The sequence below is a fragment of the Paenibacillus pseudetheri genome (assembly GCF_924513355.1).
Classification (GTDB): Bacteria; Bacillota; Bacilli; order Paenibacillales; family Paenibacillaceae; genus Paenibacillus_AQ; species Paenibacillus_AQ pseudetheri.
In genome coordinates this window covers 45,424-58,998 of record NZ_CAKMAB010000010.1, presented here as the reverse complement: position 1 = coordinate 58,998, position 13,575 = coordinate 45,424, and the positions used below count along the sequence as shown (strand labels likewise).

15 protein-coding genes are annotated in these 13,575 nt (G+C 43.8%); all 15 read right to left on the bottom strand.

The window, feature by feature from the left end; translation table 11 throughout:
* Positions 1 to 173: 173 nt before the first annotated feature.
* A complete protein-coding gene (proS, locus tag L1028_RS11670) occupies positions 174 to 1,622 on the bottom strand; it encodes a proline--tRNA ligase (RefSeq protein WP_042189419.1) in 1,449 nt (482 codons plus the stop codon).
* 25 nt (positions 1,623 to 1,647) lie between these two features.
* Positions 1,648 to 2,922, bottom strand: coding sequence for an RIP metalloprotease RseP (rseP, locus tag L1028_RS11665; protein ID WP_234533945.1), 1,275 nt, complete (start codon positions 2,920 to 2,922; stop codon positions 1,648 to 1,650).
* Positions 2,923 to 3,168: 246 nt separating this feature from the next.
* Entirely contained in the window at positions 3,169 to 4,308 is a 1,140-nt protein-coding gene (locus L1028_RS11660; protein WP_234533942.1) for a 1-deoxy-D-xylulose-5-phosphate reductoisomerase, read from the bottom strand.
* A 20-nt stretch (positions 4,309 to 4,328) separates the two neighbouring features.
* Complete coding sequence (locus L1028_RS11655) at positions 4,329 to 5,132, bottom strand: phosphatidate cytidylyltransferase (RefSeq protein ID WP_234533940.1); 804 nt, start codon at positions 5,130 to 5,132, stop codon at positions 4,329 to 4,331.
* Between the two features lie 21 nt (positions 5,133 to 5,153).
* A complete protein-coding gene (locus L1028_RS11650) occupies positions 5,154 to 5,921 on the bottom strand; it encodes an isoprenyl transferase (RefSeq protein WP_234533938.1) in 768 nt (255 codons plus the stop codon).
* Positions 5,922 to 5,999: 78 nt separating this feature from the next.
* Positions 6,000 to 6,554, bottom strand: a complete 555-nt coding sequence (frr, locus tag L1028_RS11645) for a ribosome recycling factor (protein ID WP_042189424.1) — start codon at positions 6,552 to 6,554, stop codon at positions 6,000 to 6,002.
* Positions 6,554 to 7,282 (bottom strand): UMP kinase, encoded by a 729-nt coding sequence (pyrH, locus tag L1028_RS11640; RefSeq protein ID WP_036688491.1) that lies wholly within the window; start codon positions 7,280 to 7,282, stop codon positions 6,554 to 6,556. Before pyrH ends, frr begins: the two co-directional genes overlap by 1 nt.
* Before the next feature lie 105 nt (positions 7,283 to 7,387).
* Complete coding sequence (tsf, locus tag L1028_RS11635) at positions 7,388 to 8,038, bottom strand: translation elongation factor Ts (RefSeq protein ID WP_234533936.1); 651 nt, start codon at positions 8,036 to 8,038, stop codon at positions 7,388 to 7,390.
* Between the two features lie 132 nt (positions 8,039 to 8,170).
* Positions 8,171 to 8,872, bottom strand: a complete 702-nt coding sequence (gene rpsB / locus L1028_RS11630) for a 30S ribosomal protein S2 (protein ID WP_036688493.1) — start codon at positions 8,870 to 8,872, stop codon at positions 8,171 to 8,173.
* Between the two features lie 161 nt (positions 8,873 to 9,033).
* Positions 9,034 to 9,678 (bottom strand): endolytic transglycosylase MltG, encoded by a 645-nt coding sequence (locus tag L1028_RS11625; RefSeq protein ID WP_234533933.1) that lies wholly within the window; start codon positions 9,676 to 9,678, stop codon positions 9,034 to 9,036.
* A complete protein-coding gene (locus L1028_RS11620) occupies positions 9,675 to 10,253 on the bottom strand; it encodes a hypothetical protein (protein WP_234533932.1) in 579 nt (192 codons plus the stop codon). Before L1028_RS11620 ends, L1028_RS11625 begins: the two co-directional genes overlap by 4 nt.
* Positions 10,254 to 10,292: 39 nt before the next feature.
* Positions 10,293 to 10,604, bottom strand: coding sequence for a hypothetical protein (locus tag L1028_RS11615; protein ID WP_094870301.1), 312 nt, complete (start codon positions 10,602 to 10,604; stop codon positions 10,293 to 10,295).
* Positions 10,605 to 10,752: 148 nt separating this feature from the next.
* A complete protein-coding gene (locus L1028_RS11610) occupies positions 10,753 to 12,156 on the bottom strand; it encodes a DUF342 domain-containing protein (RefSeq protein ID WP_234533928.1) in 1,404 nt (467 codons plus the stop codon).
* A gap of 28 nt (positions 12,157 to 12,184) precedes the next feature.
* Positions 12,185 to 12,973, bottom strand: coding sequence for a FliA/WhiG family RNA polymerase sigma factor (locus tag L1028_RS11605; RefSeq protein WP_234533926.1), 789 nt, complete (start codon positions 12,971 to 12,973; stop codon positions 12,185 to 12,187).
* A gap of 191 nt (positions 12,974 to 13,164) precedes the next feature.
* Positions 13,165 to 13,575: a hypothetical protein gene (locus tag L1028_RS11600; protein WP_234533924.1), complete on the bottom strand. Its 411-nt coding sequence runs from the start codon at positions 13,573 to 13,575 to the stop codon at positions 13,165 to 13,167.

The window sequence follows — 13,575 nt, the reverse complement described above, 5'->3', positions numbered from 1 at the left end:
AATCAATGATATTCAGTGAAAGTACAAAAGGATAATTTATAGCGAAAGCCTATAAATTCTTATATTTTAAAAAGCTTCTGGATTCAAAAAGCATTGGGTTCTTTCGGCCCGCTGACTCCTCTCTCCAGAAGCTAGATTAAAATACTAAAAGACTGTTGATCGGTGTCAAAAGATTAATATGCCTTTGCAAAAACCACAGTATGCTCAGCTGGTTTGCCACAGCAAATGCAGACTTGCTTCTTCTCCGCCGGATCGAAAGGAATGTTGCGGCTACCCGCACCTGTCTCTTCCTTAACTTTGGACTCGCATTCTTCGGAACCACACCAGCCAGCTAGTGCAAAGCCGCGTTTTTCTTCCATTGAAGCTTTCATTTCTTCCAAGGAATCTACAGAATAGAAATGGTCCTCGCGGAATTTCAGGGCACGTTCGAACATTTCATTATGAACCTGCTCGAGCATTGCTTGTACCTCTTCAACTAGGTTCTCCTGCTGAATTACCTTCTTCTCACCTGTGACACGTGATACGATAACGCAAACGCCATTCTCCATATCGCGTGGTCCAAGCTCCAAGCGCACAGGTATACCGCGCATTTCATATTCATTGAACTTCCAGCCTGGCGTTACATCCGAACGATCATCCACACGTACACGAACGCCTGCATTCTTCAGCTCCTTGAACAGCTCGTCCGTCCGTCCAATCACGGCTTCGCGAGTTTTTGGAGGTCCGATCGGAATCATAATCACTTGAGTTGGCGCTACCTTAGGCGGAAGAACAAGACCACGGTCATCGCCATGCACCATAATAAGCGAACCAATCAAGCGTGTAGTAGATCCCCATGAGGTTGTATGCACATATTCTAAATTATTATCGCGGCTCAAATACTGGATCTCAAATGCTGTTGCAAACTTGGTACCTAAGTAATGTGAGGTAGCAGCCTGAACAGCACGTCCATCTTTCATCATCGCTTCAATAGAATACGTATCTACAGCACCAGCAAAACGCTCGGAAGGTGTCTTTTGACCAGTGATTACCGGAATGGCAAGGAAAGTCTCGGCAAAATCACGGTAGTTATCCAGCATCTTCATGGTTTCTTCACGAGCTTCGGCTTCATTCTCATGCGCAGTATGCCCTTCTTGCCAAAGAAACTCAGTAGTGCGGATAAATGGTAAAGTACGCTTCTCCCAACGAACCACGTTCGCCCATTGATTGATAAGTACAGGAAGGTCTCGATAGGACTGAATCCACTTGGAATACATATGCCCGAACATGGTCTCAGAAGTAGGACGGACAGCCAGACGTTCTTCAAGCACGTCTCCACCAGCCTCAGTTACCCATGGCAGTTCGGGATTAAAGCCTTCAATATGATCCTTTTCCTTTTGAAAGAAACTCTCTGGAATGAACACTGGAAAATAAGCATTACGATGCCCAGTTTCCTTGAGGCGACGGTTCATTTCTTCCTGAATATGCTCCCATATTTCATAGCCCTCTGGCTTAAATACGATACAGCCACGAACAGGAGAGTAATCCATCAAATCTCCTTTTTTTATAACATCAATATACCAGCGTGAGAAATCCTCGCTTTGCGGCGTGATTTCCGTAACGAATTGCTTATCTTTTGCCATGTAATGGAATGCCTCCCGAAGAAAATTAGCCGCTGATCAAACGTAAAATATCATTATACGTAACAGCAATCATTAATAAAAATAACAGTGCAAATCCGACAAAGTGAACCATACCTTCACGACTCGGATCTACAGGTTTACCACGCAACGCTTCAACACCAAGGAACGCCAGACGGCTTCCATCCAGTGCTGGAATAGGTAGCAAGTTGAAAATTCCCAGATACAGACTTAGGATAGCGGCCCAATAGGTTAGATACTGAATACCTTGTTGGGCAATTTGACCGGTTACTTCAAAGGTACGAACCGGGCCTCCAATATCATCCATATTGAATTTATTGATCAATTGCTTAAAGCCCAAAAAGATAGCTTCCGTCGTATCGACCATAGCTTTACCTGAACCTGTCAACGTCTCTCCAACCCCTGCTTTGCGGGTAGGAAGCTCAGGTGTAATCCCGATTTTACCGCCTTCTTGTCCCTCCATGCTACGAGGAACGAGAGTCACATTAAGGGTCTCATCACCACGTTGCAGCGTCCATTTCATTTCTTTCCCTTTGGACTCCGAGGTTAAATCAATCATTTTTTGGTAATCGGCACCAATCTTCTCACCGTTGATGGAGAAAATAATGTCACCCTTCTGCAATCCCGCCTCTTGTGCCGGCATTCCTTCAGAGACATCACCGATCTTAACATAAGTAGGATTCTCCACCGGAATCCCAACCATTTGCAAATGGATGGCAAACAGAACAAAGGCTAACAGGAAGTTCATCACAGGACCCGCAACAATAGCCAATGCACGCTGACCCACGGTTTTGCTACCAAATTGACGATCTTTAGGTGCAATTTGAGTCTGCTGCGTTCCTTTAATCATCATCGCTTGCGGATGAACGTCATAAGTAGTAACTTCGCCATCCACATCTAAGCGGATTTGCAGATCATTTTCAAGATCAGTATGCAAAGCCTCACCACGAATAACATTTTTACGTGTATCCAGTGCGTCCAGATAAATATTTTTTACTTTGTTATCCTGACCGAGTCTTACTGCAATAGTCTGTCCTGAGCCAATTTCAATAATCTCTGGATCTTCACCAGCCATCCGAGCATAACCGCCAAAAGGCAGTAAACGCAAAGTGAACTGTGTCTCATTCCGTTTATAAGAAAACAGTTTCGGACCGAAACCGATAGCAAATTCCCTCACGAGAATACCGGCGCGTTTGGCAAAATAATAGTGACCCCATTCATGTACAGTCACCAGGACAAAAAACATGAGCACCGTTAATAAAACGACTTGAACCATTTCCAAACGTATCATCCCCCTTTAGGTGTAAGACCGAAGTATGTCCTCTTAATTTATCATTATTCTCCGATCAGGCACAAGAGAATCAACTGTCCCAACCTATTTTTAGGGCAAAGTAAGTATTTCCAGTCAAGCAATAACGTCATCGGTGTCCCTTAAGGAGACGGTACTCGTTTACGCGAGAAATATAAGGATAATGTATAAAGTGAAACTTATACTTTCTTATATTTTAAAAAGAGATCTTCCTACGTTCTACAGCGTTGCAGCCAGTTCACGAACACGCTTATCACAGGATTCAATTTGTTCCAAATTCGGATTGTCCTCGTTAATATGACGATGTAGTACTTCCCCGATGATCTCCTCAATGCGCAGGAACGGGATCTCATGACTCAAGAAACGAGCAACAGCAATTTCATTTGCAGCATTAAAAGCAGTAGTAGCTGTCCCTCCAGCTTTCCCACAATCCATGGCTAGCTTAAGCGCAGGGAATCGTTCATAGTCCATTTCCCGGAAAGTCAAACGTCCAACTTCAGCTAACGACAAACGCTGTGCTGGTGACTCCCAGCGTTCGGGATACGTGAGCGCATATTGAATCGGGACACGCATATCGGGATTACCAAGCTGAGCAATAATGCTACTATCGCGGAACTCCACATAAGAGTGAATGATACTCTCTGGATGCAAAAGTACATTTACTTGTTCATAAGGTAGACCAAATAGCCAATGCGCTTCTATCACCTCAAGCCCTTTATTCACCATTGTAGCAGAATCAATCGTGATTTTCGCGCCCATGCTCCAATTTGGATGACGAAGTGCATCCTCTACCGTTACATTTTTGAGTTGAACACGAGTGAGATCCCGGAATGATCCACCAGAAGCTGTTAAAGTGATACAAGCGATATCAGCAAGGTTCTCACCATTTAAGCACTGAAAAATAGCTGAATGCTCGCTATCAATAGGTAACAACTTAACACCCTTACGATTAGCTAGATCAGTGACGAGGTGTCCTGCGGTTACCAAAGTCTCTTTATTAGCCAGTCCAATATGTTTACCTGCTTCGATTGCAGCTAAAGTGGATTGGAGGCCTACACTACCCATAACAGCCGTTACGACCATTTCAGCATCTCCACCAGCTGCCACTTCAACAAGACCTTCATTCCCGCTGTATAGCTGTATGCCTGGAGGCAGACTGGATCTAATCTCATCTGCAAGTTCCTTTGTCGCAACTGAAACACGACGCGGATTAAACCGACGGACTTGTTCCAGCAATAACGCTATATTCGTTCCAGCTGCCAAGCCATCTACTTGAAAAGAGTCTGGGTGCATAGCGATGACATCTAGAGTCTGAGTGCCGATCGATCCTGTGGAACCAAGAACACTTATTTTTTTCATAGTTATACCCTCTCCTTCCGTTAATAGTAAGGCATAAGCATTACGATATGTACGAATGGAAATACGATAATCCAGCTGTCACATCGATCAAGAATACCGCCGTGACCTGGCAGAAGTGTGCCTGAATCTTTGATACCATACGCACGTTTATAGGCAGATTGCACAAGATCACCAAGCTGACCCAATACCGCACAAGAAAGTCCTATAAGTAGTGCCCGCCCTATCGCTAAATGTTCAGGAGCAAATATCGCAAACACGAGCGCAATTAGCATCGAGATCAGCACTCCACCTACCGCACCTTCCACCGTTTTGTTAGGACTGATGGCAGGCCAGAGTTTGTTCTTCCCCATGCTTCTTCCAACAAAGTAAGCCCCGGCATCACTACCCCAAATGCAGAAAAGGAGTAAAAAAGTCCAGAACAAACCATGTCCGTCATCCGATGCACGAGCCATGGCCATATAAGAAAAACCCATTCCAATGTATACTATACCAGTAAACAGCAATGCTGTTACTCGAATATCTAATTTGTTTTTAGTAAAAACTGTAACTAAAAGGAACAACAGCAGCAGAATCCAAATTCCTTGTTCCCACGATAAGGGTGCAGAGATCCCAAGCAAATTCCAAGGGATCATGAAACTTAGAATGGCTGTATAACCAAGAACGGTAGAACCGGAAAGCGCAGGTATCCCTATCATTTTCACAAATTCATAAAACCCGATAAAAGCCATGGCAGTAAGTAACAACTGGTATGGCCAGTTTCCCAATACGCATAAGCCTAAAAATAGTGCTCCGGAAAAAATTCCGGTAATCAATCGCTGCTTCAAAGGTTTCCATCTCCTATCAAGCTACTTCAGTCCACCATAACGGCGTGTACGGCGTTGATATTCCGCAATTGCTTGATGCAAATGCTCCTTATCAAATTCAGGCCAATACACATCAGTAAACCACAGCTCACTATAAGCAAGCTGCCATAGCATGAAATTGCTAAGTCGCATTTCTCCGCTTGTACGTATAAGCAAATCCGGATCTGGTAACCCACCAGATAACATTCGGCTATCGATTAGATCAGTCGTAATATCCTCCGGTGACAAAGCCCCTGATTGGATGTCCTTACCAATGCTGCGCATGCAGTCCTCAATTTCTTTGCGCCCCCCATAATTAAGAGCAAAATTCAATATAAGTCCAGTATTGCCCTGTGTCCGGGAAACCGCTTCTTCCATAGCCTTGCGTGTATATGAAGGCAAGGCATCAGTATCACCCATCATACGTACTTGGACATTCTTCTCAATCAGCTCATCAAGCTCAATGGCTAGAAACTCCACTGGCAAGCGCATCAGATAATCGACTTCTTCCTTTGGTCGTTTCCAATTTTCTGTCGAGAACGCATACATCGTCAAAAACTCAACACCCAGTTCGTCTGCAGCGATTGTAGCACGTTTAACAGCCTTCATGCCATTTTGATGACCCACAACGCGCGGCAACCCGCGACGCTTAGCCCAACGCCCATTGCCGTCCATAATAACAGCCACATGCCGGGGAATGTTATCCGGTGAAATCTCGACTGGCTGTTGCCTGTCTTTACGGCTCAGCCACGCTTGAACCCGTTTGATCATTTCCGTTTCCTCCAAGCTCTTATCAGAAAGAGACAAACCCCACCATTAACGGAGGGGCCTTAAGTCTCTAGAATATCTTTATACTTCCATAATCTCTTTTTCTTTGGATACAAGCACTTTGTCGACCTCGGCTATGAACTTATCCGTTGTCTTTTGAATGTCTTCCTGATGGCCACGGGACTCATCTTCTGAGATACCGTTTTTCTCCATCTTCTTAATATCATCGTTAGCATCACGGCGAATGTTGCGGATCGCTACTTTCGCTTCTTCACCAAATTTCTTCGTCAATTTCACCAAATCCGTCCGACGTTCTTCAGTCAGCGGAGGGATGGAAAGACGAATGATTGTGCCGTCATTAGCAGGCGTTAAACCGATATCCGATTTCATGATCGCCCGTTCAATGTCAGACATCGATGTTTTGTCCCACGGCTGGATTAACAGTGTCCGGGAATCCGGAGTACTGATGTTCGCCAGCTGATTGATTGGAGTAGGAGAACCGTAATATTCAACTTGAATGCGATCAAGCAGTGATGTTGTTGCACGTCCTGCACGCAATGTTGCCAAGTCACGTTTCAGCGATGAAATCGCTTTTTCCATACGCTCTTCGGCATTTTTTTTGACCGATTGTGGCATTAATCTACACTCCCTTTAACAATCGTCCCGATCTTCTCACCGAGAACGACACGTTTGATATTGCCTTGTTCAGTAATGGCAAATACAATGAGCGGTATATTATTATCCATGCATAGAGATGAAGCTGTTGAATCCATAACACCAAGGTTTTTGTTCAGAACATCCATGTAAGTGAGCTGTTCAAACTTCTCGGCTGTGCTGTCTTTAAACGGATCTGCTGAATATACACCATCAACCTTGTTCTTCGCCATCAGAATAACTTCTGCTTCGATTTCTGCTGCTCTAAGTGCTGCAGTAGTATCTGTAGAGAAGAATGGGTTACCTGTGCCTGCTGCAAAAATAACAACGCGGCCCTTCTCCAAGTGGCGAATCGCACGACGACGAATGTACGGCTCAGCAATTTGCTGCATCGAGATCGAAGTCTGCACTCTTGTTGGCACATCGATTTGTTCTAATGCATCCTGCAGAGCAAGTGAATTCATTACTGTTGCCAGCATGCCCATATAATCTGCAGTAGCGCGATCTATGCCACTTGCACTACCAGCGATCCCGCGCCAAATGTTACCTCCACCACAAACAATCGCAACCTGAACGCCAAGCTCTACAACTTCCTTGATCTGTTCAGCGATGGAAATAATCATGTCGGCATCAATACCATATCCGTTTTGTCCTGCCAAAGACTCTCCACTTACCTTAAGGACTACTCTCTTAAATACCGGCTGTTCCAAATGTATACCCTCACTTTCTGCAAAAGACGGAACACTACGTGTACGTGTTCCGCTCTTCTGATGCTTGCCCTTATTCAATTCTTCACATTTATAATGAAGCTGATATTAATTATTTACTTGTGCCATAACTTCTTCAACAAAGTTATCCACTTTCTTTTCCAAACCTTCGCCTAGTTCAAAACGAGCAAAACGACGGATCGAAATGTTTTCTCCGATTGTGCTGATTTTTTCATTCAGCAATTGGGAGATCGTTTTGTCAGGGTCTTTAACGAAGTTTTGCTCAAGCAAGCAATATTCTTCGTAGTATTTACCAATACGTCCTTCAACCATTTTTTCAATGATTTTCTCAGGCTTACCTTCATTCAAAGCTTGAGCTTTCAGGATTTCTTTTTCTTTTTCTACATCTTCTTGCGGAACTTCTTCACGACGAACATAACGCGGGTTTGCTGCAGCGATTTGCATAGCGATATCGCGAGCAAATTCCTTGAAGGAATCTGTTTTACCAACAAAGTCAGTTTCGCAGTTGATTTCTACAAGTACACCAATACGGCCGCCAGCGTGGATGTAAGATTCTACAACGCCTTCAGTAGCAATACGTCCTGCTTTGTTTGCTGCTGCGGACAGACCTTTTTCACGAAGCAATTCTGCTGCTTTAGTGATATCGTTATTAGCTTCTTCAAGCGCTTTTTTACAATCAAGCATACCAGCGCCTGTTCTTTCACGAAGTTCTTTTACTGCTTTTGCATCAACTGCCATTGTTTATTCCCTCCAGGTAATTGTCGTTTTCTTACATTGTTCAAGGCCTTTATCCTAAAAAAAGGGCAGTGAGAGGTTATCCACCTGCCAACCACCCTTTTCATTTAAGTTCTTGTATGTGTTAGTCGCTACTTAAGCAGTAGTTGTGTCTTCGCCTTGGTGAGCTTCAACAACAGCGTCTGCCATTTTACCAGTCAACAATTTCACGGCGCGGATAGCGTCGTCGTTACCTGGAATTACGTAGTCGATTTCGTCTGGATCACAGTTAGTATCAACGATAGCTACGATTGGAATACCCAATTTGCGAGCTTCTGCAACTGCAATACGCTCTTTACGCGGGTCAATGATGAACAACGCGCTTGGTAGACCTTTCATGTTCTTGATACCGCCCAAGAATTTCTCAAGACGATCTTTCTCTTTGCGAAGAAGGATAACTTCTTTCTTAGGTAGAACTTCGAAAGTGCCGTCCTCTTCCCAAGATTCCAATTTCTTCAAACGATCAATACGTTTTTGGATAGTTTGGAAGTTAGTAAGAGTTCCGCCCAACCAACGTTGGTTAATGAAGAACATACCTGAACGTTCTGCTTCTTCTTTTACGGAATCTTGTGCTTGTTTCTTTGTTCCTACGAATAGGATTGTGCCGTTGTCACCAGCGACGCTTTTTACAAAGTTGTAAGCTTCTTCTACCTTCTTGACTGTTTTTTGCAAGTCAATAATGTAAATTCCGTTTCTTTCAGTGAAGATATAACGATCCATCTTTGGGTTCCAACGACGAGTCTGGTGACCGAAGTGTACCCCAGCTTCTAGAAGCTGTTTCATGGAGATTACTGCCATCTTCACACACCTCCTAAGTTTGGTTTATTGTGTGTCTCCTCCGCCGTGCGTCATCTTTCAGCAAGACTTTCTTCAGAAGAAAGCACCCCTTGTCGAAATCAACCGGCGTGTGTTTTAACACCGTCAATTACTATACCACATTTCATTAGTGTATGCAACGATCATTGAAAACTTATTAATTTTTCTAGTATAGAACCTAGACTCTCGTCTTTATTAAAGGTGTAAGAACCCGACTGAATCTTCGTATTGATCTGACGTTGATTGGCGGCTTTAAGAAAACTAGCCTTGTCCTTAATGACTTCAGCCTTCTCCAAAATATCTGCTGTTTTTGTCAATGTGCTACCTGAAGGTATACGAACAACAACCCCCGTATTCGCAGTGGCTTTAGGCTTACCAGGTGCAACAGCAGATGGTGCAGTAGTGACCTCTGGCTTCTCAACAGCACCTTCTTTAGGCGTTGAGGGCTCTTTAGGAGGGACAACCTTATTGGGGTTATCAGATACTGTAGGAGATACTACAGGAGCGGGAGAAGCCGCTGCTGCAGGCTCAGAAGGTGCCACGTTGTCAGTACTGCCCTCATTAACGCCGTCTGTCTTCTGACCTTGAACAGCGTCCTCCAAAGCAGACTCATCAGAAGGAGGTTCAGTAGATTCGTCGATAATCTTCAAGTTCAATTTCTCAGCACCTTGTATTACCTGTTCCTTGGTGAGTGGAGCCGCTCCACCGGATATCATTAATTGGAGTAAAAGTGCGCCTGCAATTAGCCCAGTGCCAAGTCCGAACAAAAAAGAACGGTTCTTCATCATACCGATTCCTCCTGTTTGGCGAGTTGCAGAATCAGTTGCACTTCTCCCCGCTGAAGTCCAGCCGTCTTGGCAATGGAGTCTATCGATTTCCCCTGCTTATGTAGTTCGAATAATCGTGGATATCGCAATTTAATAGAACTAATAGGTTTCGCTTTCACTTCTGGTTGTATTGAACTCATTTCAGCTCCGGCTGATGGGTCTCCGATCGCCGCAGCCTTAGCATACGAACCCTTCTCAACCGAAACTTCCAACTCTCTTAAACGCTTTTCTTCGTTAGTTACTCGGCCCTCTAGTAATAAAGAGCTTTGCTGTAATTCTGTCAATTGATGCTGCAAATCACTAATTTGCCCTTGCATTGCTACATGATTAGTTTGTGATTGCTGTTTAATACTGCTGACCAACTGTACTAGCTCTACATTTTCGCGCTCTATGTCAGCCATATATAACTCAAGTGCAGCCTCTGTTTCTTTGAGGCTTTGCTGCTCTGCTTTTCTTTCCTTCATACGTGCTGGAAGTAGAAGGGCATAAAGAATAGCGGCGACACCTACTAGCACAATATACACCCATGGTTGCAAGTGCCTTATCTCCTTTAACATATCAAATATAATTACTTATTAAAGACTCAGATCAATACGCTGTCCTTTGTAAGGATGTTCCGCATCACGAGTGCCTGACTTCGAACGTTTCTCCGAGGAAGGATTTCCCCCGGAATGATGATTGCCTTTATCTCCGCCATCGCGTAAAGCAGATTCAGAAGATTCATCCACTTCAGCGCTTCGCATGGTCATTTCCTGGCTTTGTTTCACATTTTGTCCGGCCAGTTGATGCTGATCAATAGCGGGGCGCTGCTGAGATTCATTCTGAATCTTACCCGCTTCCGTAGTCCGGGGTAGTGCAATTTGCAGTTCCACTGGTTTTAGGCTCATCATAACCCTCTTCTCATAAGAAGAAACGATGTCGCCGTCTTTTAATGACGATAACCGTTTCTCGTAAAAATATAAGGATAATGTATAACGTGAAACTTATACTTTCTTATATTTCAAGAATGGCCGGCCGCTATTGCTGCCCGCCCGATTAATTGTATGGCGTTAAGGATATATCACCTTCACTATAAACAAATACAACTCGTTCTGTAGGGTCCTTTACAAATCGAGTATATCTACCGATCATAATTTTGGATCCGCCATAGATCGTTTTGATCACTTCAACTCTAGCTCTGCCTGTATCTTCTAGCATTCTTTCAATCTCTAGCACACGTTCTTTAATTCTTTTTTCCTCACGTTGATGAGACTGTTTAGTAGCATTCAATTTAACGCGAAGCGCCACTTTATCTGCAGGCAGTTGACCATTAGTTGCCAATTGATTTAAAAGGTACAGTGCTTTAGAGGTTTTGTCCTCATTTTCAAGTAACTGACGTAGAGATTGACGCAGCTCGTTAATCTCATTTCTGAGTTCAGGCACTACACCTACCTCAATAGAAGTCGCTGTGGACATGGTATTGCCTATTGTACGTGCAACGACTCTTTCCCCGGACTGAACAGTTCCGCCAACAATCAATCCCTTAGCTCCGTTACAAAGGACATCTCTGCCCGCGCGTATATTGGAATGCATAATGCTCTGGGATACAATGACATCTTCACCGGCTGTAACATTACCATCTTGAATGAAAGAGACCTTAACATTTTTGCCAGCGGTTACATGTCCTTTGTTATAGCCGATAATTCCACCCGTAATTTCGATGGATCCACCAGAGATTAATTCTGCTCCTTCTACCCCACCAACTACACGAATATCACCGGCGGACTTTACAGAAAATCCTGAAAGTACGTTTCCTCGAATAACAACCGTACCTACAAAATCAATGTTCCCAGTACTGTAATCCACATCACCATTCACTTCATACACAGGAAACACATTGATTTTACCGCTATCGGTTAAAGTAACAAGACCGTCAATTGCGGCATACATCGAAGTTTCATTATTATCAACGAGTACGTTCTTACCGACTTTAAAATGGGCTTCCCTTCCAGCTCTGAAAGCAAGCTCATCACCTGTTACAGTCTTTCCATGTTTACCAGGCTGAGCAGGGATAATTCTAGCTATCAACTTTCCTTTGAGCACGTTACGAAGCCGAACTAAATCCTTATAATCCACCTTACCATCCGCTTTTTCAAGCGGCTTGCGATCCTCTTCCAGATCAACAGTCAGCATAATGCTTCCGTCGCTTCCATTTACAGCAGGTTCACCCATAGCAATAGCGACTTTACTCCAAAAAAACTCCTCCGGATGACTACAAATACGTTCAACAACATCACGCTGGACCCCGTAGCGAATATTGTGACTGTGCAGGAAGCTTTCCAATTCTGTAGGTGAGCAGGAAAAATTCTCATCCTTTTTGGAGAACTGCAAATACGCGATCCCTTTGTCATCCGAAAAAGTAATACTTAAGTACTGATCCAAGGCATTTTGACCGATCAATTTTGCTCCCCCTTGTCACCGCTAACGGTTAATCGTTCTGCATAAGTAGATCGCGATTCTTCTCAAGTGTTCCCCTCAGCCGTAAAATAGCCTTGGAATGAAGCTGCGAAATCCGTGAAGGAGATAACGACATGACCTCTGCGATTTCGCTCAATGACAAATCTTCATAATATAAAAGGGACACAACGGTCCGTTCTTTCACCGTTAATTTCTCAATACCTTTGGTGAGGGCTTCGCGTAAGTAGAACTCATTTACCTTGCTATCCGGATTTTTAGCTTTATCGTCCACCAGTATGGACATTCGGGTCTCTGATTCCTCTTCACGAATCGGGTCTTCCAGTGAACATAGTGACATTACAGCCACATCCTGCAACATATTTTGAAATTCTGTTACACTAATATTCAGGTATAGACTCATTTCCTCATCACTAACGGATCTCAAATACTTCTGTTCCAGCTGCTGATAAGCGTCCTCGATTTTTTTAGCTTTTTCTCGCACAGATCTAGGGACCCAATCACTTTGGCGTAAGGAATCTAAAATCGCACCACGTACACGCCAGGAAGCATAGGTCTGAAACTGCAATCCCCGTTTGTAGTCGAATTTTTCAATCGCATCAATTAATCCCATTACTCCATTGCTGGCCAGATCATCTTTAGATACATTTTTGGGTAACCCCACAGCCAAACGGCTGGATACATAATCAACAATATGGAGATAACTCTCTATCAGCTTCTTTTTGGCTTCAGGGTTACTGTGTTCTTTCCACTGTTCCCATAGCTCGTCAGTTTCCAATTGAGAAGCTTTACGCTCGTTCAATAGCTTTCACCCTTCCCAAAGTTTAGTCAGAGAGCTTGTCGCGGCGAAACCTGCCTAGTCATAAGAAGAAACGCCTTCGGCGTCCTCTCTGGGACGCCCATCGTTCCTTCGAAAAATATAAGAAATAAAGTATTTAGTGAACCTTTTACATTCTTATATTTTAAGATAACCGATTCCGCCACAGCGCTCGCTTATTCTTCTTTCAGGTGACGAACGGCCTTGGCCAATTCTTCAGGATCTTTCATAGAGACTAGTTTTGGGGGTGTAAGAGGCTTGAACCCCTCACTGTTCCCACTCCCTTGTCCTGGCTTCGGTTTGAGTAGGTTAATTAACTCTTCATCCTCATTAGGGGTACTGATGTCTAACTTGGCACCAAGTTCTTCTTCCTCAACATCCTGTTCATCCGGAGGCGATGATTGATACACGATAAAACCCAATACCCATCTTAGGAGGAAAGCAAGCAGAAACCAGATGATAAATCCTAATAGGCTTCGTAATAAACTAGTACCGAGAACATTGTTACTGTAGGTTACAAAAAATGTGAATACAAAACCTATCAAACCCAACAGCAAGTTTATAAAAATGTTTCCTATCATCTTCAT